The organism is Dietzia sp. SYD-A1 (genome assembly GCF_015356725.1).
Lineage (GTDB): Bacteria > Actinomycetota > Actinomycetes > Mycobacteriales > Mycobacteriaceae > Dietzia.
This window is the reverse complement of sequence record NZ_JADDKI010000118.1, coordinates 1-20,497: the sequence shown is the minus strand read 5'-3', so window position 1 is coordinate 20,497 and position 20,497 is coordinate 1. Positions and strand designations below refer to the sequence as shown.

The 20,497-nt window shown below is 70.6% G+C and carries 22 protein-coding genes; 11 read left to right on the top strand and 11 right to left on the bottom strand.

Annotated features, from left to right (window positions below):
* Both IY392_RS05685 and IY392_RS05680 read left to right on the top strand, forming a co-directional pair.
* Window positions 1-620, top strand: a 620-nt coding sequence (locus tag IY392_RS05685; RefSeq protein ID WP_194860740.1) for an endonuclease/exonuclease/phosphatase family protein, incomplete at its 5' end; no start/stop codon positions are given.
* Window positions 617-1,237, top strand: coding sequence for a hypothetical protein (locus IY392_RS05680; protein WP_107756784.1), 621 nt, complete (start codon window positions 617-619; stop codon window positions 1,235-1,237). The genes IY392_RS05685 and IY392_RS05680, both read left to right, overlap by 4 nt.
* Here the strand turns inward: IY392_RS05680 and IY392_RS05675 are convergent.
* Window positions 1,234-2,484 carry a cation:proton antiporter gene (locus IY392_RS05675; protein WP_194860739.1) on the bottom strand — a complete coding sequence of 417 codons (1,251 nt, stop codon included), beginning with the start codon at window positions 2,482-2,484 and terminating at the stop codon, window positions 1,234-1,236. The genes IY392_RS05680 and IY392_RS05675 overlap by 4 nt on opposite strands.
* Window positions 2,485-2,583: 99 nt before the next feature.
* Between IY392_RS05675 and IY392_RS05670 the strand changes: the two genes are divergently transcribed.
* The 5 genes from IY392_RS05670 to ilvD all read left to right on the top strand — a co-directional run bounded on the left by IY392_RS05670 (window position 2,584) and on the right by ilvD (window position 8,771).
* The gene (locus IY392_RS05670; protein ID WP_182613834.1) at window positions 2,584-3,594 is read left to right on the top strand and encodes an LLM class oxidoreductase; all 1,011 of its coding nucleotides are present in this window, start codon (window positions 2,584-2,586) and stop codon (window positions 3,592-3,594) included.
* Between the two features lie 34 nt (window positions 3,595-3,628).
* Window positions 3,629-4,330 (top strand): oxygenase MpaB family protein, encoded by a 702-nt coding sequence (locus IY392_RS05665; RefSeq protein WP_107756781.1) that lies wholly within the window; start codon window positions 3,629-3,631, stop codon window positions 4,328-4,330.
* A gap of 90 nt (window positions 4,331-4,420) precedes the next feature.
* The gene (locus IY392_RS05660; protein WP_197431516.1) at window positions 4,421-5,791 is read left to right on the top strand and encodes a deoxyribodipyrimidine photo-lyase; all 1,371 of its coding nucleotides are present in this window, start codon (window positions 4,421-4,423) and stop codon (window positions 5,789-5,791) included.
* Between the two features lie 57 nt (window positions 5,792-5,848).
* On the top strand, window positions 5,849-6,970 hold the full coding sequence (locus tag IY392_RS05655) for a PQQ-dependent sugar dehydrogenase (RefSeq protein WP_194860738.1): 1,122 nt from the start codon (window positions 5,849-5,851) through the stop codon (window positions 6,968-6,970).
* A gap of 52 nt (window positions 6,971-7,022) precedes the next feature.
* Window positions 7,023-8,771 (top strand): dihydroxy-acid dehydratase, encoded by a 1,749-nt coding sequence (gene ilvD / locus IY392_RS05650; RefSeq protein WP_194305701.1) that lies wholly within the window; start codon window positions 7,023-7,025, stop codon window positions 8,769-8,771.
* Window positions 8,772-8,825: 54 nt separating this feature from the next.
* Here the strand turns inward: ilvD and IY392_RS05645 are convergent, their stop codons facing one another.
* The 6 genes from IY392_RS05645 to IY392_RS05620 all read right to left on the bottom strand — a co-directional run bounded on the left by IY392_RS05645 (window position 8,826) and on the right by IY392_RS05620 (window position 12,994).
* Window positions 8,826-9,512, bottom strand: a complete 687-nt coding sequence (locus IY392_RS05645; protein ID WP_107756777.1) for a PhoU domain-containing protein — start codon at window positions 9,510-9,512, stop codon at window positions 8,826-8,828.
* A 72-nt stretch (window positions 9,513-9,584) separates the two neighbouring features.
* Complete coding sequence (locus IY392_RS05640; protein ID WP_107756776.1) at window positions 9,585-9,863, bottom strand: Rho termination factor N-terminal domain-containing protein; 279 nt, start codon at window positions 9,861-9,863, stop codon at window positions 9,585-9,587.
* A 131-nt stretch (window positions 9,864-9,994) separates the two neighbouring features.
* Window positions 9,995-10,471 (bottom strand): FABP family protein, encoded by a 477-nt coding sequence (locus tag IY392_RS05635; RefSeq protein ID WP_375292891.1) that lies wholly within the window; start codon window positions 10,469-10,471, stop codon window positions 9,995-9,997.
* 43 nt (window positions 10,472-10,514) lie between these two features.
* On the bottom strand, window positions 10,515-11,450 hold the full coding sequence (locus tag IY392_RS05630) for a DUF808 domain-containing protein (RefSeq protein WP_194860736.1): 936 nt from the start codon (window positions 11,448-11,450) through the stop codon (window positions 10,515-10,517).
* Between the two features lie 89 nt (window positions 11,451-11,539).
* On the bottom strand, window positions 11,540-12,418 hold the full coding sequence (locus IY392_RS05625; protein WP_194860735.1) for an oxygenase MpaB family protein: 879 nt from the start codon (window positions 12,416-12,418) through the stop codon (window positions 11,540-11,542).
* 66 nt (window positions 12,419-12,484) lie between these two features.
* On the bottom strand, window positions 12,485-12,994 hold the full coding sequence (locus tag IY392_RS05620) for an LGFP repeat-containing protein (RefSeq protein ID WP_194860734.1): 510 nt from the start codon (window positions 12,992-12,994) through the stop codon (window positions 12,485-12,487).
* Between the two features lie 137 nt (window positions 12,995-13,131).
* Between IY392_RS05620 and IY392_RS05615 the strand changes: the two genes are divergently transcribed.
* Window positions 13,132-13,611, top strand: a complete 480-nt coding sequence (locus IY392_RS05615) for a VOC family protein (RefSeq protein ID WP_107756772.1) — start codon at window positions 13,132-13,134, stop codon at window positions 13,609-13,611.
* A 34-nt stretch (window positions 13,612-13,645) separates the two neighbouring features.
* Here IY392_RS05615 and IY392_RS05610 read toward each other — a convergent pair whose 3' ends face one another.
* Together IY392_RS05610 and IY392_RS05605 are read right to left on the bottom strand one after the other, a co-directional pair.
* A complete protein-coding gene (locus IY392_RS05610; RefSeq protein WP_107756771.1) occupies window positions 13,646-15,343 on the bottom strand; it encodes a fumarate hydratase in 1,698 nt (565 codons plus the stop codon).
* A 65-nt stretch (window positions 15,344-15,408) separates the two neighbouring features.
* On the bottom strand, window positions 15,409-15,975 hold the full coding sequence (locus tag IY392_RS05605; RefSeq protein ID WP_194860733.1) for a protein-L-isoaspartate O-methyltransferase: 567 nt from the start codon (window positions 15,973-15,975) through the stop codon (window positions 15,409-15,411).
* Between the two features lie 130 nt (window positions 15,976-16,105).
* Here IY392_RS05605 and IY392_RS05600 point away from each other — a divergent pair, with 130 nt between their 5' ends.
* The 3 genes from IY392_RS05600 (at window position 16,106) to IY392_RS05590 (ending at window position 19,207) form a co-directional block, all read left to right on the top strand.
* The gene (locus tag IY392_RS05600; RefSeq protein ID WP_194860732.1) at window positions 16,106-17,092 is read left to right on the top strand and encodes an LLM class F420-dependent oxidoreductase; all 987 of its coding nucleotides are present in this window, start codon (window positions 16,106-16,108) and stop codon (window positions 17,090-17,092) included.
* Between the two features lie 55 nt (window positions 17,093-17,147).
* Complete coding sequence (locus IY392_RS05595; protein ID WP_107756768.1) at window positions 17,148-18,440, top strand: acetyl-CoA hydrolase/transferase family protein; 1,293 nt, start codon at window positions 17,148-17,150, stop codon at window positions 18,438-18,440.
* Window positions 18,441-18,544: 104 nt separating this feature from the next.
* Window positions 18,545-19,207, top strand: a complete 663-nt coding sequence (locus IY392_RS05590) for a hypothetical protein (protein WP_194860731.1) — start codon at window positions 18,545-18,547, stop codon at window positions 19,205-19,207.
* A gap of 85 nt (window positions 19,208-19,292) precedes the next feature.
* Here IY392_RS05590 and aqpZ read toward each other — a convergent pair whose 3' ends face one another.
* The gene (aqpZ, locus tag IY392_RS05585; protein WP_375292890.1) at window positions 19,293-20,093 is read right to left on the bottom strand and encodes an aquaporin Z; all 801 of its coding nucleotides are present in this window, start codon (window positions 20,091-20,093) and stop codon (window positions 19,293-19,295) included.
* Between the two features lie 146 nt (window positions 20,094-20,239).
* Window positions 20,240-20,497: Sir2 family NAD-dependent protein deacetylase (locus IY392_RS05580; RefSeq protein ID WP_304511139.1), on the bottom strand; the 258-nt coding region annotated here is incomplete at its 5' end.

The window sequence follows — 20,497 nt, the reverse complement described above, 5'->3', positions numbered from 1 at the left end:
GCCCCGGATACCGGGTCATCGGTCGCGGGCGTGGGGCGGGCGGGCGCGGCGAGGCCTCCCCGATCTTCTACGACTCGGCGAGGCTCGAGGTGCTCGAGTGGGACCAGCTCGCGTTGTCCGACCACCCCGTTCGCGCGGGCTCGCTGTCCTGGGGGAACCTCATCCCCCGGGTGATGGTGACGGCGACCTTCCGTGATCGCCGGACCGGCCGCGAGTTCCGGATGATCAACACCCACCTCGACCCGTTCTCCGCGCGGTCGCGTCTCCGCTCGGCGCGGGCCGTTCTCGAGCTGGTGTCCGCCGCGGGGGCGCCGACCGTGGTGACCGGCGACCTCAACACGGGCCCGGGGGGCGCGGCGGTGCGCGAGTTGGTCAGGGACGGCGGCCTCGTCGACACGTGGCTCAGCGCGCGGGCCCGCGTGAGCGAGGAGTGGGGGACGTACACCGGCTACCGCGCGCCCCAGAGGAACGGCACGCGCATCGACTGGATCTTCGCCTCGCCGACGGTGAGGGTGACCCGCGCCGCGGTCAACCCGGCGCGGCCCGGCGGGGTCTGGGCGTCCGACCATCTGCCCGTCCACGCCGTGGTGCGTCTCGACGAAGGCGGCGTCGAGGAGTGATCGACAACTTCCTGCGACCCGCGGAGAGTCGCGCGCGGATGGGGGCCGACGCCCTCCGGATCCTCGGGACCCTCAGCGTCCTGGTGGCGCTGCTCCTTCACGGGCTGACCGACGCGGCCATCGTGGCGTTCGCGTTACCGGGCCTGATGCTCCCGCGCTTCGTGGGGATGAGGCCGTGGGCGGACATCACTGTGTCGGTCACGCTGCTGGTGGCGGCGTGGAGCAACGTCTTCGACCTGTACACGCGAATCTGGTGGTGGGACATCGTGGTCCACTTCGTGTGCGCCGGTGCACTGGCGGTGGTGGCGTACCTCTTCCTCGCCCACCGCGGGATCGTGCCGGTGACCGCCGACGGCGGCGTCCCGGCCGTGGCGGCGGTGGTGCTCACCACGGCGTTCGGCCTGGCCCTCGGCGCGTTGTGGGAGATGGTGGAGTGGTTCGGTTACACCTACCTGACCGACCAGATCTACGTCACCCTCGACGACACGATCGGGGACATGGCCGCGGGTGGCCTCGGCGCGCTGGCGGCCGGTCTGCTCCTGGCACACGGGCCGCGACTGTGGGAGCCGGCCACCCTGCCCGCCCACCGGTCCCCGGATGCGGCCTCCCGTCGTTAGCGACGGGAGGACGGCGCGCCGGCCCGCACCGCCTCCGCCAGGAGGGGGAAGAGCAGGACGGTGACCGCCCCCGCCGCCACCAACACGGAGGAGATCTCGCCCGTCATCAGGCCGTTGTTCACGGCGACCTCGGTCACCGCCACGATGATCGGCAGGCCGGTCGCCGCGTACAGACCCACCCGCGCCCGCTCCCGCGGGCCCTCGAGGCCGGGGCTCACGCGGGCGACGGTCTCGCTCACCCACACCCCGCCGCCACGGAGGACGAGCATGCTCACCACGGCGGCCACCAGCACCCACGGCGAGGCCGCCACCGCCCTGAGGTCGATGCTCATCCCCGACACCACGAAGAAGGCCGGGATGAACACGGTGTAGCCGACGGTCTCCAGCTGGCGGAGCAGGACCGTGGCCAGCCCCCGATCCGGGGACTGTCCTGCCTCGCGCAGATGTGCCCCGAGGGAGTCGACCAGCCGGCGCAAGATCATCCCGGCGGCGAAGGCGCCGAGCACCACGTCGAGACCGAACACCGTGGCCACCACCATCATGGTGGCCAGGAGCAGGATCACCGTGCGCATGGCCAGCTGGCCGGTGGAGGTGGTGCCTCTCAGCAGCGCCCGGCCGAGTGCGGGGACGTGGAGCAGTCGGGCCGGCACCGCCAGGATGACGAGCGCGGCCAGGAGGAACAATCCGACCGCCGCGATCGAGGACTCGATGCTGCGGGTACCGAGCAGCACCGCCATCACCAGGATCGGTCCCAGTTCCCCGACCGCTCCGTGGGTGAGGACGGCTCTGCCCACGGGAGTGCTGTCGTGACCCGACCCCTTGAGGATGGGCAGGAGCGTACCGATGGCGGTGGAGGTGAGCAGGAGGCCTATCGCCACGGCCGTCTCCCAGCGTCCCGAGACCAGCAACCCCACCCCGGCCGCCAGGACGAGGCTGACGGCCCAGGTCCCGGCCGCCCGGCGTCCGCTGCGCCCGGTCAGGGTGGAGACCTCGAGCTCGAACCCGGCCAGGAGGAACAGCATCCCCAGACCGAGCTCGGAGAGGAGCGCGACACCGCCGGATTCCACCGCGAGGCCCAGACCGTGGGGGCCGATCACCATCCCGCCCGCCAGGAGCAGCACCACGCCGGGGATGAACGAGCGGGTGACACCGGACAGCACCGGAGCCGCCCAGACGGCCAGAACGATCCAGAACAACGAGACGAGTTCGGTGGGGGACGCCTCGGAGGCCAGGATGGTGGTGGTCACGTCCGGCCTCTCGCTCGATCGATGAAGGAGAGCTTAGACGAGCGGCGCGCACGCGAGGCCGTCGACCGGCGTCGACCGGCTCGTGCGAGGGTGGGGCACATGACCACCTCGCCGCTCGACACGTCCGACGGTGACCCCCGGCGGCTCCCGGGGTTCCGTCGCACGTTCGGCGCGGGGCGACTGACCCTCGGGCTGGGCTTCCCGCTGCGGACGCGCGCCGACCGGGTCGACGGCCCGGACATCAGCGCACAGATCGAGGTCGCCCGGGCCGCGGAGAACGGAGGGTTCGCCGCCCTCCACGCCCGGGACATCCCGCTTCGCGTCCCTTCGTTCGGCGACGTGGGCCAGGTCTACGATCCGTGGGTGTTCCTCGCGTACGTGGCCGCGCACACCAGCCGGATCACCCTCGGGACGGCGGCCGTCGTGCTGCCCGTCCGCCATCCACTGCACGTGGCCAAGTCCGCGGCCAGCCTGGACCGTCTGTCCGGCGGCCGGTTCCTCCTGGGGGTGGCCTCCGGCGACCGGCCGGAGGAGTTCCGTGCGTTCGGGCTGGAGCAGGGGCGGCGGGGGGAGAGGTTCCGGGAGAACCTCACGGTGATGACCCACGCCCTCACCACCGAGATGCGCGGGATCCGCTGGTCCGGGGGGTGGATGCACAGCGCGGACGTGGTCCCCAAGCCCACCGCCTCGTCGGTGCCGCTGATCATGACTGGCTCGTGTCAGCAGAGCATCTCCTACCTGGCGGCACACGGGCACGGATGGCTGACCTACCCACGCGATTTCGACGCGCAGCGCCGGACCGCCGCGAGGTGGCGCGAGGTGGTGGCGGAGAGTCGGGAGGGAGGATCCGACGACGACGACGAGGTGTTCAGTCCCTTCGCGCAATCGCTCCAGATCGACCTGGCCGAGGACCCGGACGAGGCGGCCTCGCCGATCGGCTTCGGGTTCCGGATCGGTCACCGGCGTCTGGTCGAGCACCTGGCGGACCTGCGGGGGATCGGGGTCAACCACGTCCTGCTGGGGGTCGGGGCGTCCCGCCGGCCGATCCGGGAGGTCGTCCACGAGCTGGCCGAGAACGTCGTGCCCCACTTCCCCGCTCTCGCCCACTAACCTCACCGGCGGAACGAAAGAGACGGGACCACCCATGACAGGCGCGGCCACCCCGGAACCCGGACTGTTCGAGCACCTCCGGTCCCGGCAGTTCCTGTTCATGCTGCCCCGCGCGGTGTCACTGCAGCTGATGCACCCCGCGATCAGTGCGGCGACGCTCGAGCACTCGCCCTCCCCGGGCTTCGTCTGGCTGCACAAGCGGCGGTCGGTCCCCCCGACGATCGACATGGCGTTCGACCCGCATCCGGAGTCCTGGATACCGGGGCGCATCGTGGTCACGCACGACACCATCCGGGGAACCGACGCCGACGGCCGTCGTTACCACTCGCTGGACCCGCAGGTCTTCCACTTCCAACACGCCACGTACGTGGACTCGCTGTTCGAGACCATCACGAGATTCCGCGGTCCACTGGACGCAGGGGAACGCCGGTCGCTCTACGCCTCGTGCTGCAGGTGGTACCGCGCCTACGGCATCTCCGACACACCGCTGCCCCCGACGGTCGAGGACTTCGACGCCTACTTCCGCGACCGGACCGGGGCGCTGTCCGTCACCCCGGCGCTCACGCACTACCGCGGGCAGCTGCTCCGTCCGCGCCAGTGGTGGCCGGCCGCGGTCCCCTCCGGCGCCATCCGGACGTTCCTGCACCCCGTGGCGGCGCGGGCGCTCCGGGTCCGGCCGTCCGCGTTCGACCGCGCGGTGTCAGCGGTCTTCACCTCGGCGTCCTCGCTGGAGTAGCCACTTCTGCCAGAATCGAGCCACGGCGGCGGGCCCGGGCGGACTCCGGGGCACGCCCACAGCCAGACCGTACCCGGAGGCGACGTGAGCATCTCGATCCTGTGGTTCCGACGCGATCTGCGGCTCAGCGATCATCCCGCTCTCCTCGCGGCCGTCGACTCCGCGGACGAGGTCCTGCCGGTGTTCGTGCGTGACCCGGTGCTGCTGGGACGTGGCGGCGCCCGAACCGACCGGCTGGAGGCCTCCCTGACCGCCCTGTCCGCCGACACCGGTGGGGCATTGGTCGTCCGGACGGGCGATCCCGCCGAGGTGATCGCGGAGCTCGCGGAGGCCGTGGACGCCGCGCAGGTGCACGTGAGTCGCGAGTCCACCCCCTACGGCCGGCGACGGGACGACAGGGCACGTGAGCTGCTCGGCGGGGCGGGTCGGGAACTGCTCGAGACCGGGTCGCCCTACGCGGTCGGACCGGGACGGGTCCTCAACAAGTCCGGCGAACCGTACCGGGTCTTCACCCCCTTCTCCAAGGCCTGGCACGACCACGGGTGGCCGGAGCCCGGCGCCCGCCCCGAGGACATCGCGTGGGCCGCGGACCCCGACACCGGCGGCTCGCACGACATCACGGGGGCACGCGATTCGGGGTCCGCGGAGGAGGTGGGTGAGCAGGCGGCCCTGGACCGGTGGAGGGAGTTCCTCGCCGAGGACCTGACCTCGTACGGCGACCAGCGCGACCGACCGGACCTGGACACGACGAGCCGGTTGTCGGTGCACCTGAAGTACGGAGAGATCCATCCGCGGACGATCCTGGCCGAACTCGCCGCCCATCCCGCCGCCGACACCGATGGCGCACGCCGGTTCGTCTCCGAGTTGGCGTGGCGCGAGTTCTACGCGGACGTCCTGTGGCACTGGCCCCGCTCGGCGTGGCGCGACCTGCGCGACACGCTGTCAGGGATGGACTACGACGAGGGGCCGGAGACCGACGAACTCGTCGAGGCGTGGCGGCAGGGGCTGACCGGTTACCCCTTCGTGGACGCGGGGATGCGACAACTGCGGTCCGAGGGATGGATGCACAACCGGGTGCGGATGGTCACCGCGAGCTTCCTCGTCAAGGATCTGCACGTGTGGTGGCCGACCGGCGCCCGGCACTTCCTGGACCACCTCAGGGACGGGGACCTCGCCTCCAACAACCACGGGTGGCAGTGGGTGGCCGGCACCGGGACCGACGCCTCGCCGTACTTCCGGGTGTTCAACCCGGTCACGCAGGGAGTGAAGTTCGACCCCGACGGCGACTACGTCCGTCGGTGGATACCCGAACTCGCGCACCTGACCGGCGCCGACGCGCACGAGCCGTGGCGGGCGGCGGACGGATACGACCACGGGTACCCCGAGCGCATCGTGGACCACGCCGAGGAGCGACGGGAGACCCTCCGACGCTACGAGCGCGCCAGGGGCGACGACGACTGAGGCAGCGGGCCACCAGAGGAATCGATACCGTGGAGTATGCGACCTTTTCTCGTCCCGGTGGCGGCAGTGACGCTCCTCCTGACCGGGTGTACGGGCGGGCCCACCTCCGTCACCTCCGACGACAGGGCGGGACAGGCGCCGTCCACCGCCACCACCGCCGAGGACTTCCGGGTGACGGAACACGGTGAGTTCGACCAGGGGTGGGCGATGAGCTTCCTGCCCGGGTCCGACCACCTGCTCATCACCCAACGCGGGGGCGAGCTCCTGCTCCGCGACCAGACCACCGGTCAGGTCACGGAGGTCGCGGGGGTCCCGCCGGTGAACGACGGCGGGCAGGGGGGCCTGCACGATGTGGCACCGGGCGCCACCCACGCCGAGGACGGCACCGTCTACCTCAGCTGGGTGCGGGACCATCCCGCCGGCTCCCAGGGGGTGGTGGGCCGCGGGACCCTCGACGTGGACCGTTCCGAGCTGAGGGATCTCGAGGTGATCTGGGAGCAGGACCCCGCGGCCGGCACCGGGCACTACGCCCTGCGCCTGCTCGTCCACGACGACCATCTCTATGTGACCTCGGGAGACCGCCAGGAGCAGACCCCCGCCCAGGACACCGCCGACAACCTGGGCGGCGTGGTGCGCCTGACCCCGGACGGGGATCCCGCGCCGGGGAACCCGTGGGCCGATGCGGGCGGCTCCGCCGCGGAACTGTGGACCATCGGCCACCGCAACCCCCTGGGCATCGCCGAGGACCCGCAGGGCCGGATCTGGGTGTCCGAGATGGGGCCCCGCGACGGGGACGAGCTCAACCTGCTCGACGAGGGTGGGAACTACGGGTGGCCGGAGGCCTCGATGGGCAGGCACTACGACGGCGGCGACATCCCGGACCACGGCGTCGACGACGGGTTCGTACCTCCCGCCGCCTACTGGGTGCCCGCGATCTCCCCGGCCAGCCTTCTGATCTACCGCGGGGACCGCTTCGACGGGTGGAGAGGCAGCGCACTCGTCGGCGGACTGTCCGGACAGGTAATGGTCCGCGCGGAGCTGCACGACCAGACCGCGACGGTCGTCCGCGAATGGGACATGGGCGAGCGGATCCGTGCCCTCGCCGAGGCCCCCGACGGAGCGATCTGGGTCCTCGAGGACGGACCGGGCGGTCGCCTTCTGGAGCTCACGCCGGCGTGACGAGTCGAGACTCTACTGCGATTCGCCGCCCTCCACCGCCTAGGGTGGCGGTATGACGCAGCAGACGGACAAGGCGCACGCGCGCGACGGCGACAAGGCGCACGCGCGCGACGGTGTGGACATCAAGCCCCGCAGCCGGGACGTCACGGACGGCCTGGAGAAGACGGCGGCCCGCGGAATGCTCCGTGCGGTGGGAATGGGCGACGACGACTGGGTCAAGCCCCAGATCGGGGTGGCCTCCTCGTGGAACGAGATCACCCCGTGCAACCTCTCCCTCGACCGCCTGGCCAAGGCGGTCAAGGAGGGCGTGCACTCGGGCGGGGGGTACCCGCTCGAGTTCGGCACCATCTCGGTGTCCGACGGCATCTCGATGGGCCACGAGGGCATGCACTTCTCGCTCGTGTCCCGCGAGGTGATCGCCGACAGCGTGGAGACGGTGATGAGCGCGGAGCGGCTCGACGGATCGGTGCTGCTCGCCGGCTGCGACAAGTCGTTGCCGGGGATGCTCATGGCGGCCGCGCGACTCGACCTGGCCGGCGTCTTCCTCTACGCGGGGTCCACGTTGCCGGGTTTCGCGACCCTCTCCGACGGTACGGAGAAGCAGGTCACCATCATCGACGCGTTCGAGGCGGTCGGGGCGTGCTCGCGCGGTCTGATGAGCCGCGAGGACGTCGACACCATCGAACGCGCCATCTGCCCCGGGGAGGGTGCGTGCGGCGGCATGTACACCGCCAACACCATGGCGAGCGCGGCCGAGGCCCTGGGCATGTCCCTCCCGGGCAGCGCGTCACCGCCTGCCCCGGATCGCCGTCGCGACGACTACGCCAGGGCGAGCGGAGAGGCGGTCGTCGAACTCCTGCGTCGGGGGATCACCGCCCGCGACATCATGACCAAGGAGGCGTTCGAGAACGCCATCGCCGTCGTCATGGCCTTCGGCGGTTCCACCAACGCCGTGCTGCACCTGCTCGCGATCGCCAGTGAGGCGGAGGTCGATCTGACCCTCGACGACTTCGCCCGCATCGGCGCGACGGTGCCGCATCTCGCGGACGTCAAGCCGTTCGGCGCCCACGTGATGACCGATGTCGACCGGATCGGCGGGGTGCCGGTGGTCATGAGGGCCCTGTTCGACGCGGGACTCCTGCACGGCGACTGCCTCACCGTCACCGGACGCACCGTCGCCGAGAACCTCGCGGACATCGCCCCGCCGGACCCGGACGGGCTGGTGCTGCGCGCGATGACCGAGCCGATCCACCCGACCGGCGGCATCACGATCCTGCACGGGTCGCTCGCCCCGGAGGGCGCCGTGGTCAAGTCCGCCGGCTTCGACTCCGATGTCTTCGAGGGCACGGCCCGCGTGTTCGAGCGCGAGCGCTCCGCTATGGACGCGCTGGAGGACGGCACGATCACCGCCGGGGACGTCGTGGTGATCCGCTACGAGGGGCCCAAGGGCGGCCCGGGCATGCGCGAGATGCTCGCGATCACCGGCGCCATCAAGGGCGCCGGACTCGGCAAGGACGTCCTGTTGATGACGGACGGGCGGTTCTCCGGTGGGACCACCGGCCTGTGTGTCGGCCACATCGCTCCCGAGGCGGTGGACGGTGGTCCGATCGCGTTCGTGCGAGACGGTGACCGAATCCGCCTCGACGTCTCCCGTGGGACGCTCGATCTGCTGGTCGACGAGGCCGAGCTGGCGCATCGGCGCGCCGGGTGGGAGCCGCTTCCTCCCCGGTACACCCGAGGCGTGCTGGCCAAGTACTCCAAGCTCGTGCAGTCGGCCTCGACGGGCGCGATCTGCCGGTGAGACCCCTGGGGTGGACGCGCCCGACGAGAGGGCGCCCCACCTTCGGGGGTCGGGTCAGTCGAGGACGGTGCCGTCGTCGAGGTGGGACAGCGAGCCGCCCCCGGGTCGCTCACCGGTGGCGAGGTAGACCACGCGGTTGGCGATGCTGACCGTGTGATCGGCGAACCGCTCGTAGTAGCGCGCGAGCAGGGCCAGGTCCACCGCCGCGACCGAGCCGTGGGGCCAGTCCTCCGCGGAGATCTGCCTCATGAGCTCGGCGTGGAGTGAGTCGACTGCGTCGTCCTCGGTGTCGAGCGATCGAGCGAGGCGGACGTCCTTGGTGGGCAGGAGCCGCCCGAGGTTCCGGGCCATGGCCGAGTCGCGCTCGGCGAACTCACGGATCGTCGGGACGACGGGATCGGGTACGACGGGCTTGGGGTGACGGCGGCGGGCGACGCGTGCGATGTGGCCGGTGAGGGCGGCCATGCGGGTGAAGTGCTCGACGATGTAGATGCCCGAGACCACCTGACGCAGGTCGCGGGCCACGGGCGCTTCGAGCAACAGCAGGTCGAAGGCGTGCTGCTCGCTGTCCTCCCGGAGGTCCTCCACCTCGGCCGCGCCGTCGATCACCTCGGTGGCCGCGACCTCGTCCCCCTCGAGAAGCGCCACGCTGGCGAGGTCCAGGAGTCGATTGTTCATCTCGCAGAACCGGACCAGCTGGTCGGAGAAGTCATCGAGCTTGGTGTGAAGGACGGTACGCATCCCATGACTGTAGTGGCGGGGCGCGATCACCGCGATCCCGTCACCAGACCGTCGACCGTCCGGCCGCCCGGGTCAGTGGTCGCGAAGAGCCTCGATCAACTCGTCCTTCTTCATGGACGAGCGTCCCTCGATCCCGATCTCTCCGGCCCGGTCGCGGAGCTCGTCGACGGTCCAGTCCTCGTATGAACCCGCCTTGCCGCCCTTGTGCCCGACCTCGGACCGGGAGCTCTTGGCCGAGGCGTTGGCGATCCGGGCCGCCTTCTCCTTGCTCGCCCCGTCGTCGCGCAGCGCCTGGTAGACCTTCTCGTCCTTGATGTTCGACGATTGCTGGTCGTTCTTCTTCTCGGCCACGATCCCTCCCCGGTCGTCAGCGGAACTGTGTGTGCACCCCCATGGTCGCCTCGACCGCACCCGGGGGCCACCGCTCGGACTGTATCGCGGTGTCCGGGCCCGGCGCAGGCCCTCAGAACTGTCGCAGGCGCTCAGACGCGGCGCAGGTCCGACGAGAGGTGGTGGGTCATGGGCACGCCGACCGCGGCCATGGCGAACGTCGTGACCAGCCTGTCCCCGGTGAGTTCGTACCGGCGCCTGGTGGCGTCCACCCGCTTGGCGGTGGCGGTGTTGGACACCCTGGCCGTCAGCTCCAGGACGAGCCTGTCCGCCTCGGCGACAACCGTCCCCTCTGCGAGCTCGGTCTGACCCATGGGCTGCGCCAAGATCATCTCCGCGGTTCCGACAACGGGAATGCGCAGGTAACCCGTCTCGGTGTGCATGGGGGCGCCGTCGGGGCTCCACGACCGCTGGACGTAGTGCAGGAACGGCTTGCCGACATTCGTGAAGACGACCTCGTCGGTGTAGGCGAAATCCTCGATGGTGGGATACTCACCCGCGCCGTCCCCCCTCCATGTGCCGAGCAGTGCGGCGACGGGGGCGAGGGAGAGGGCCAGGTCCATGCCCACGAGACTAGGCGACGCCGGCGACCCACACCGGCGGTGCGCAGACTCAGTGTCCCGACCCGCTCCGCCGTTGGGGGACCACGTGGGCGACCGCCACCACCACGGCGCCGACGACCAGCCCGAACACCAGCGAGCAGAGGGTGTTGACCAGCCACCCGAGAACGCCCCCGACCCCCGCGACCGCGGCGGCCGGCTCCTCCAGGAGGTGGACCAGATGGTAGGGAGCCGTCGCCCCGAGCTCGTCCAACCCCACCAGCAGAATGTGCCCGCCGACCCACAGCATCGCGAGCATCCCGACGAACGAGATCACCTCGAGAACCGTCGGCATCGCCTTGACCAGTCCGTTTCCGAACCGCTGGGTGCCGGGGGACCGTCTCCCGGCGAGGTGCAGACCGACGTCGTCCATCTTGACGATCACCGCGACCACCCCGTAGACGAGCGCGGTGATGAGTACGCCCACCACGACCAGGATCGCCGCACGGATCCAGAACGGCTCGTCGGCGACCTCGTTGAGCGCGATCATCATGATCTCGGCGCTGAGGATGAAGTCGGTGGTCACCGCCCCACGGACCATCCGCTTCTCCGCGTCCGGACCCTTCTCCACGACCGGCGTGGCCTCCTCGTGGTGCCCTGAGATCCGTTCCCACACCTTCTCGGCGCCCTCGTAGCAGAGGTAGGCACCGCCCAGCATGAGCAACGGGGTCAGGACCCACGGGACGAACTGGCTGAGGACGAGGGCGAAGACGATGATGATCGCCTTGTTGCCCAACGAGCCCGTGGCGATCCGACGGATGATGGGCAGTTCCCGCGACGGCTCCACGTCGCGGACGTACTGCGGCGTCACCGCGGTGTCATCGACCACCACTCCGGCGGCCTTGATGCTGGCTCGTCCGGATGCGGCCGCGATGTCGTCGGTGCTGGCCGCGGCCATCCGGGCCAGGACGGCGACGTCGTCGAGCAGGGCGGCGAGACCAGCGGCCATGATCACCTCACTGGAGCGGGCGGGAGAAGTCCCCGCCGACGGGACTAGCCGAACCGCGGGCGGGTCGGATGTCACAGAGTAGCCCCGAATCAGTCCTCCACGGCGTCCAGTACCCACCTGAGTGTCCACACGCCGGCCCGTCCGAGGTGCAGGGCCACCTCCCGCGAGCCGAAGGGGCCGTCGGACAGGCCCAGTGACCGCCGTGCCCAGGAGGGGAGCGCGGCGACCGCGCCCTCACGGAGCATCGCGTAGGCGGGTCGTGCGGTCCATCCCACGGGCGGTTCGTCGAGCAGGAAGTGCCGGGCGTCGAGCGCGGCCGGAGACGCCTCGAGCTCGGGCCGGTACTCCTCGAGCGCCGCGGCGAGGTCCTCGACGGTGGTCGGGACGCCTCTCGCCCCCAGCATGATCCCGGTACGTGACGTCTGCCGCACGTACTCGTCCTGCCGTCCCGGCGACATCGGGGCGCGACCATAGAGACGGTGGCACTCGAGAAAGCTCCAGATCTCGGCCACGTGCACCCACCTCAGCAGGTGCGGGTCGCGGGCGTCATAGGGGCGGCCACGGTAGTCGACCCCGACAACGGACCGGTGCATGCCGTTGATAGCCCGGATGAGGTCGGTCGCGTCGGAGATCGTCCCGAACGTCGTCGTGGCGATGAACTGGGAGGTGCGGTGGAGCCTGCCCCAGGGGTCCCCGCGGTAGTCGCTGTGGTCCGCCACCCCTGCCATGGCCAGCGGGTGCAGCGACTGCAGCAGCAGAGCCGTCAGCCCACCGGCGAACATGGAGGCGTCGCCGTGCACCGCGTAGATCGCGTCCCCGGAAGAGTTCCACCGATCGCCCTCGGAGTGCCAGATCCGCTGCCGCTGCTCCGCGGCGTCATCTCCGGCGATCCGGGAGCGCACCATCAGCCCGGCCCGGCGGCGGGCACCGGTAAGCAGTCGGGACGCCGTGGTCGTCATCACCGGCATGTCGGGCACCACCTCGGGGGTCGGGCGTGACCGCCACCCTACGCCCGGTGCGGCCGAGGCCGACCGCTAGTCGACCTGCACCTCAGCGACCCCGTCGATGTAGGTGATGACCCCGCCCTCGAAGGTGGAGATCCATCCGCCATCGGTGGTGGCCTCGTCCGCGGTGGGGAACCCCAGTTCGCCGCCGGGACCGCCTTCCTCGAGGTAGGCGGTGAGAATCTCACCCTGCACCACGAAGGCGCGCCCCGCCGGGGAGAGGACGATCGCCCCGCGTTCGAAGTCGGTGATCGAACCGCCCTCGACATCTGAGGCGGGGCCGGTCGCCCGGCCCAGTTCGCCGGTCTCGCCGCCGAGGTCGCGCCAGCGCTCCGCCACCGGCGCGGGGATGTCGATCATGGACTCGGCCGGCCCGGGAACAGGGGCGGAGGGCGTCGTGGTCATCACCGCGGACGCGGTCGGCGACGCCCCCGCCGGCCCGGTCTGGTCCTGCTGATCGTCCGACCCGCACGCGGAGAGCCCGGCGGTGGCGGCGCCGGCGACAGCGATTGTGGCGAGGGCGCGCGTGATCCTGTTCATGCACGCAGATCTTAGTCGCGGCCGGGGCCAGCCGGTTTTCGTTGCCGGATCGCGACGCGCCATGGTGTTCCGTGAGGCCCGCGGGGGGTGGACACTGGACCCGGGACACGCCCGCACGGGCTGGAGGAAGGGTCGAGATGACGACATTCGTCACGTGCCTGTGGTTGGACGGGCAGGCGGAGGAGGCCGCGGAGTTCTACTGTTCGGTCTTCCCGAACTCGCGGGTCATCGCCGTCGACGAGACGCCCGTCGACACCCCGGGACCGAAGGCCGGCGAGGTCCTGACCGTGGAGTTCGAGCTCGACGGACGGACCTTCCTCGCGCTCAACGGCGGACCGGGGGTCGAGTACACCGACGCGATCTCGCTGGAGATCCGGTGTTCCGACCAGGCCGAGATCGACCACTACTGGGACGGCCTCCTCGCCGGGGGCGGACGAGAGATGCAGTGCGGGTGGCTAATCGATCGTTACGGCGTGCGATGGCAGGTCGCACCCCACTCGCTGTACGACCTGTGGCGGTCGGGGGACCGGGCCGCCGCCGCACGGGCCTTCACGGTGATGATGGACATGGTCAGACTCGACGTGGCGGCTCTGGAGAGAGCGGCCCGGGGAGCCTGACGAGGTCGCCGCGGCGAAGGCCCGCATACGCGGCTCAGAGCCCGGGGCGTTTACCGATCGTCAGCGTGACCTCGCCGGTGTGGGCGAAGAAGTCCTCGCCCTTGTCGTCGACCACGATGAACGCCGGGAAGTCCTCCACGTCGATCTTCCACACCGCCTCCATGCCGAGCTCCTCGTACTCGATCACCTCGACGTGCTTGATGCAGTCCTGCGCAAGGCGGGCGGCGGGGCCGCCGATCGATCCCAGGTAGAACCCACCGTGGGTCGCGCAGGCCTCGGTGACCTGCTTCGACCGGTTCCCCTTGGCGAGCATGACCATGGATCCGCCCGCCGCCTGGAACTGCTCGACGTAGGAGTCCATGCGGCCGGCCGTGGTGGGACCGAACGACCCCGACGGCATGCCCTCCGGGGTCTTGGCAGGGCCTGCGTAGTAGACCGGGTGGTCCTTGAGGTACTGGGGCATCTCCTCGCCGGCGTCGAGCCGCTCCTTGATCTTGGAGTGGGCGATATCGCGGGCGACGACCAGGGGACCGGTCAGCGACAACCGGGTCTTGACGGGGTGTTTGCTGAGCTCGGCGAGGATCTCTGGCATGGGCTTGTTGAGGTCGATCTTCACCGCGGCGCCCTTGCCGGTACCGGACACGCCGTGTGTCGCGGCGTCCAGCTCCGCATCGGTGGTCGCGGGCAGGAACCGGCCGGGGTCGAACTCGAGCTTCTCGAGGAACACGCCTTCCGGCGTGATCTTGGCCTTGGCCTGGCGATCGGCGCTGCAGGAGACGGCGATCGCCACCGGGAGCGAGGCCCCGTGGCGCGGGAGCCGCACCACGCGCACGTCGTGGCAGAAGTACTTGCCACCGAACTGCGCTCCGATCCCGATCTGCTGGGTCAGTTCGAAGACCTTCTCCTCCAGCTCCACGTCGCGGAACCCCCGGCCCGACATGGCCCCTTCCCTGGGGAGTTCGTCCAAGTAGTGGGCCGAGGCGAGCTTGGCGGTCTTGACCGCGAACTCGGCCGAGGTCCCGCCCACCACGATGGCGAGGTGGTAGGGCGGGCAGGCCGCGGTGCCGATGGAGCGGATCTTCTCCTCGATGAACTGCATCATCCGCTCGGGATTGAGGATCGCCTTGGTCTCCTGGTACAGGAAGGACTTGTTGGCCGAGCCGCCGCCCTTGGCCATGAACAGGAACTTGTAGCTGTTCTCGTGGCCGGGAGTGGTGTCCGCGCCGATCTCGATCTGGGCCGGGAGGTTGCTCCCGGTGTTCTTCTCGTCCCACATGGTGAGGGGGGCGTTCTGCGAGTAGCGCAGGTTGAGACGGGTGAACGCGTCGTAGACGCCGCGAGCGACCGCCTGTTCATCCGGGCCCGGGGTCAACACGTGCTGACCGCGCTCGCCCTTGACGATCGCGGTGCCGGTGTCCTGGCACATCGGCAGTACCCCGCCGGCGGCGATGTTGGCGTTCTTGAGCAGATCCAGAGCGACGAACTTGTCGTTGTCACTGGCCTCGGGGTCGTCGAGGATCTTGGCGACCTGGGCGAGGTGATCGGGGCGCAGGTAGTGCGAGATGTCGTGCATGGCCGTCTCGGTGAGCAACCGGATCGCCTCGGGCTCCACGCGCAGGAACGTCGTGCCGTCCGGACCCTCGACCGTGGATACGCCCTCGGTGGTCAGGAGGCGGTACTCGGTGGTGTCCGCACCGACCGGGAGGAGGTCCTCATAGACGAACTCGGGCATTGACGCTCCTGATTCCTGAGACGCGGCTAACACTCGGGTCCAGGGTAATCGCCCGATCGCGCAGGTCAGAATCGGGTGTCCCGCAGGGGGACGAAGCGGTATCCGCCGTGGTCGGTGACCTCGAGGTCCCCTTGACCGCGCCGAACCCGGTGCATGACGTCCCCCCAGGGTGCGACCATCACGCCGCCGTCGGCGAGCTGATCCACCAGTTCCTGCGGGAGGGCGTCGCCCATGGCGGAGACGAGGATCCGGTCGAACGGGCCGTGCTCCGGCAGTCCCAGGACGCCGGGCCGCGCCTGGTGAACCGACACCCAGGGCTGGGGGATCGCCGCCCGCGAGCGCTCGACCAGCTCAGGAACCAACTCGACCGCGAACACGGCAGACCCCGGGCCCCCGAGTTCTCCGAGTATCGCCGAGGTCCAACCGCTGCCGGAACCGACGTCGAGGGCCCTCATCCCGGGGAAGGGTTCGAGAAGGGCCAGCATGGTCGCCACGGTGGAGGGCTGAGAGTTGGTCTGCCCGAAGCCGATGGGCAGCGGCGCGTCGCGGTGGTGGTCGCCCGCGACCTCCGGTGGGAGGAACCGGCGCCGGTCCTGGGCGCGCATCGCCCGGCGGATCTCCGAGGTGGGCATGGCGGCCTCCCTTCACCGGGGGTGTGGGTTCGAGGGTAGACCTCTGCCGGGTCGTGACGACGACGACACCGAGGCCCCGGGCGTGGGTGAACGGCTCTCCGCGCCCTGAAGGCGGCACTAGTGTCGTGGCATGCGCTTCGGACTCTTCCTGCCCCAGGGCTGGCGACTCGACCTGGTCGACGTGCCTCCCGCCCGGCACTGGCCGGTCATCGCCGACCTCGCCTCCCGGGCGGACGCGGGCCCGTGGGAGTCGGTGTGGGTGTACGACCACATGCACACCGCGCCGCTCACCACCGGTGAGGCCACCCATGAGGCCTGGACCCTGATGTCCGCGCTGGGCGCGGCGACCACCCGGGTCCGGCTCGGTCAGATGTGCACCTGTCTGGGGTACCGCAACCCCGCGCTGCTGGCCAAGATGGCCTCGACCGTCGACCACATATCCGGCGGTCGGGTCGAGATGGGGATCGGCGCCGGGTGGTACGAGCACGAGTGGCGGGCATACGGCTACGGCTTCCCCTCCGCGGGCGAGCGAATCGCGATGCTCGACGAGGGAGTGCGCATCATGCGCGACGCCTGGGCCGACGGCATCGTCTCGCTCGAGGGAGACCATTTCCGGATCGACGGTGCCATCGTGCAACCCCGGCCACTGCAGGAGGGCGGCATCCCGATGTGGATCGCCGGCGGCGGCGAGCGCAAGACGCTCCGGATCGCCGCCCGCCACGCCGACTACACCAACTTCGACGGCAGCCCCGAGGGGTTCGCCCACAAATCACAGGTCCTCGCGCGGCACTGCGCCGACCTGGGGCGGGACCCGTCCGAGATCACGCGCACCGCGAACTACAACGTCGCGGTGGGGGAGACGGAGAAGGACGTCGCCGACAGACTCGCGTTCCTCCGCGACCGGATGGCCCGCCACGTCGGGCAGGACGAGGCGGAGCGGCAGCTCGGCGCGTACCGCGGTCTGCCCGCGGTGGGCACGCCCGAGCAGATCGTGGACAAGCTGCGCGGACTCGAAGGTCTGGGGATGACCTACGGCGTCTTCTACTTCCCCGAGATCGCCACCGACACCTCTGGCCTCGAGCTGTTCGAACGAGAGGTCATCCCCGCCCTGGCGTGACCCGCCGCCCGGGCGGACGCCCACACCATCCCCGATGACCGGAGTGTGACCCGCGATGAAGGACATCCACTACGAGGAACTGCCGCCCGAGGCGGTCCTCGAGCACGTCACGCCGGGAATGCACATCATCTCGCCGATCCAGAACGCGGCGCCCCCGGCCCTGCTGCGCGCCCTCGACGCGGGTGCGGAGAGACTCGAGAACGTCACCGTCCACCACATGGATCCCTGGGAGTCACTCCCGTTCATGGAGGGTGCGTACCCCGGCAGGCTCCGGCATGTGGACTACTTCCTCGGCCCGGGGTCACGGAAGAACTTCCACGAGGGCACGTGTGACCTCGTCCCGGTCGACTTCGCCCAGGTCCCCGCGACCCTGCGTGAGTTCAGCCCGCCCGGGCTCGCGATCACCACGGTGTCCGAGATCGACGAACACGGGTTCTTCTCCATGGGCACCAACGCCGACTACGTGGCGTCCTTCATCGGGCAGGTGCCGTTCTTCGTGGAGGTCAACGCCAGGATGCCGCGGACATTCGGCCGGAATCACATCCACATCTCCCAGGTCGTGGGGGTGACCCGGAACGACGCGCCGATGATCACCGTCGACCCGCCGGTGCCCGGTGAGATCGAGCACGCGATCGCCGACGTCATCGCCGAGCGGGTCCCCGACGGGGCCTGCCTGCAGCTCGGCGTCGGCAAGCTCCCCAACGCCGTGCTGTCCCGTCTCACGGGGCACGAGAACCTGGGCATCCACACCGAGGCTCTGTCGGACGGGGTGATGGACCTCGTGGACGCCGGCGTCATCGACGGTTCGCGGAAGACCGGTAGGCCGTTCAAACACGTCACCACCTTCGCGGTGGGGTCACAGAAGCTCATGGACTGGCTGCACAACAACCCCTCGGTCGCCATGCTGCCGGTGGACATCGTCAACGACCCGCGTGTGATCGGCCTGGAGCACAACCTCCACTCGATCAACGCCACGAGCGAGGTCGACCTCTACGGACAGGCGGCGTCGGAGACCATCGGGGGTCGGTACTGGTCCGGCGCCGGTGGGCAGGCGGACTTCGCCAGGGGCTGCAGGTTCTCGCCCGGTGGCCACGGGTTCATCGTCACCCCGTCCCAGACGTCCCGGGGGATCAGCCGCATCACCCTCTCGCTGACCCCCGGCAGTCCGGTGACGACCCACAAGAACATCATCGACAGCGTGGTCACCGAGTACGGGATCGCCACGCTGAGGGGCCGGTCGGTGTCCGCCCGGGCGGCCGCGTTGATCGCGATCGCCCACCCGGATCACCGCGACCGTCTGAGTCGGGAGGCCCGAGAGGTCGGCTTGGTGCCGCGGACTCTGCACTGACCGGGGCCCCGCAACTCCGGCGCCCCGCGCGCCCACCGGTGGCAGGCGTTCGGGAGGGGGGTTACGTTCCCGGTGGAATGTGACCCCTGGAATCGGAGGCTGTTATGGACCCCATCATCTGGATCGTCATCGGGGTGGTCGCGTTGGTCGTGGTCATCGCGCTCATCGCTGTGGCCACGAAGAACAGCAGTCGCAAGAAGCTGGGTGAGGCTGCAGAACTGCGGAAGGACGCGCGCGAGCGGGAGCAGCAGCTCGAACGCCAACACTCCGTCGCCCGTGAACAGGAGCATCGCGCGGGCGCGGCGGAGCAGGAGGCCCAGGCCAAGGCCGCGGAGGCGGACCGGCTTCGCGCGGAGGCCGAGCAGCACCGTTCCGTGCTCGACGAGCAGCGTCAGGACGTGCGGCGCATGGAGGAGCACGCTGACAAGCTCGACCCCAAGCACCGCGCCGACGCGCCGGGCCGTGACGCCGGCCCGGACCGGGCCGTCGACCGCGACCCCGTCGGGCAGCACGACAGTCGGACCGGTGCGCGGACAGATGCCCGAACCGTGGGCCGGACCGACGGCCTCGGGGTCGCCACGCCGACCGGGGCCGCCGACTCCGACACCCCTGGTAGGCACTCCCGGGCCGAGGACCTCCACGGCCTCGACGAGGGCCCGGCCGGGCGTCACCCGCAGGACGTGGGTCCGGCCGCCCACCCGGAGAACGAGCCGGGGATCGTGGACAAGATGACCGGGCGGACCGGTCGAGACGACCGGGGGCGCTGACGTCTCACGGTCTTGAGCGGAGACCGGGCCCGCGGGATGCCGTCCCGCGGGCCCGTGGCGTCCCGGTGTCGAGGTATCGATAGGGTCAGACCCGGGCCGCCGGGCCCGAGGCGTTCCTGATCCTCTCGCCGAACAGCGGGCCGTACAGGGCGCCGGCGATGAGCGCGCCCAGGATCGGGGCCACCCAGAAGAGCCACAGCTGGCCGACGGCTCCGTCGCCGTTGAAGAACGCCACGGCGGTGGAGCGGGCCGGGTTGACCGAGGTGTTGGTGATCGGGATCGAGACGAGGTGGATGAGCGTCAGCGTCAGACCGATCGCCAGCGGCGCGAATCCGGCAGGTGCACGGCGATCCGTGGCGCCCAGGATCACCCAGATGAAGATCGCGGTCAGCACGACCTCGATGACGAGGGCCGACAGCAGACCGTATCCGTCCGGGGAGTTCTCCCCGTAGCCGTTCGCGGCCATGTGCCCCGTCGCCTCGAAGCCCGCCTTGCCCGAGGCCACGACCAGGATCAGTGCGCCCGCGACGAGGCCCCCGAGGACCTGGCTGACGATATAGACGGGCGCCTTGGACCAGGGCAGGCGCCCCGCGATCGCCGCGCCGATGGTGACGGCGGGGTTGAAGTGGCCTCCCGAGAGGTGGCCGAGCGCGTACACGCCGGTCAGGACGGTCAGGCCGAAGGCCAGGGAGACTCCGAGATAACCGACGCCCACGGGAACATCCCCGGTGTCGGCGGTGGCCACCTGGACGGCCGCGAACACCGCGGTGCCGCACCCTCCCAGCACCAGCCAGAAGGTGCCTATCATCTCGGCCGCGATCACGGCCGTCCCGGACGGCGTGGCGGTGGAAGTCTCGGTTGGCGTACTCGGGGACGTGTCGGACATGAGCTGACCTCCGGTGGTGAACTCCCGGGGACGGGAGGCGGGAACGCGATGTTGACGATCCTCGCAGGGAGAAAGCTAGCGCGGCGGCGAGGATCCCGCGCCGATTTCGCGACCCGTCGCATCGCCCACGCGATGTGACGCCGCGGTCAGGGTGCCAGGAGAGACGGCAGCGCCTGCGCGGCGGTGGCGCGTAGGTGCACGCTCGCCTCGTGCGGGAAACCCGGAGGACCGGGGTTCACCTCGACCAGCGGCACGCCGCGGTCCGCGGCGAGGCCGGGGAGCGACGCGGCGGGGTGGACGAGGCCGGAGGTGCCGACGACGAGGACCGCGGATGCGGCGGAGATCGCGGAGACGGCGGCGTCCCAGGGCCGCCGGGGGAGCATCTCCCCGAACCAGACCACGCC

What these genes read in the sequence shown, in the direction of transcription:
- IY392_RS05590 (WP_194860731.1), top strand. Translation starts at nt 18,545, where the DNA reads ATGGACCCCATCATCTGGATCGTCATCGGGGTGGTCGCGTTGGTCGTG.
- IY392_RS05670 (WP_182613834.1), top strand. Translation starts at nt 2,584, where the DNA reads ATGACCACCTCGCCGCTCGACACGTCCGACGGTGACCCCCGGCGGCTC.
- IY392_RS05605 (WP_194860733.1), bottom strand. Translation starts at nt 15,975, where the DNA reads ATGCCCACCTCGGAGATCCGCCGGGCGATGCGCGCCCAGGACCGGCGC.
- IY392_RS05615 (WP_107756772.1), top strand. Translation starts at nt 13,132, where the DNA reads ATGACGACATTCGTCACGTGCCTGTGGTTGGACGGGCAGGCGGAGGAG.
- ilvD (WP_194305701.1), top strand. Translation starts at nt 7,023, where the DNA reads ATGACGCAGCAGACGGACAAGGCGCACGCGCGCGACGGCGACAAGGCG.
- IY392_RS05610 (WP_107756771.1), bottom strand. Translation starts at nt 15,343, where the DNA reads ATGCCCGAGTTCGTCTATGAGGACCTCCTCCCGGTCGGTGCGGACACC.
- aqpZ (WP_375292890.1), bottom strand. Translation starts at nt 20,093, where the DNA reads ATGTCCGACACGTCCCCGAGTACGCCAACCGAGACTTCCACCGCCACG.
- IY392_RS05595 (WP_107756768.1), top strand. Translation starts at nt 17,148, where the DNA reads ATGAAGGACATCCACTACGAGGAACTGCCGCCCGAGGCGGTCCTCGAG.
- IY392_RS05645 (WP_107756777.1), bottom strand. Translation starts at nt 9,512, where the DNA reads ATGCGTACCGTCCTTCACACCAAGCTCGATGACTTCTCCGACCAGCTG.
- IY392_RS05600 (WP_194860732.1), top strand. Translation starts at nt 16,106, where the DNA reads ATGCGCTTCGGACTCTTCCTGCCCCAGGGCTGGCGACTCGACCTGGTC.
- IY392_RS05625 (WP_194860735.1), bottom strand. Translation starts at nt 12,418, where the DNA reads ATGCCGGTGATGACGACCACGGCGTCCCGACTGCTTACCGGTGCCCGC.
- IY392_RS05620 (WP_194860734.1), bottom strand. Translation starts at nt 12,994, where the DNA reads ATGAACAGGATCACGCGCGCCCTCGCCACAATCGCTGTCGCCGGCGCC.
- IY392_RS05665 (WP_107756781.1), top strand. Translation starts at nt 3,629, where the DNA reads ATGACAGGCGCGGCCACCCCGGAACCCGGACTGTTCGAGCACCTCCGG.
- IY392_RS05630 (WP_194860736.1), bottom strand. Translation starts at nt 11,450, where the DNA reads ATGGCCGCTGGTCTCGCCGCCCTGCTCGACGACGTCGCCGTCCTGGCC.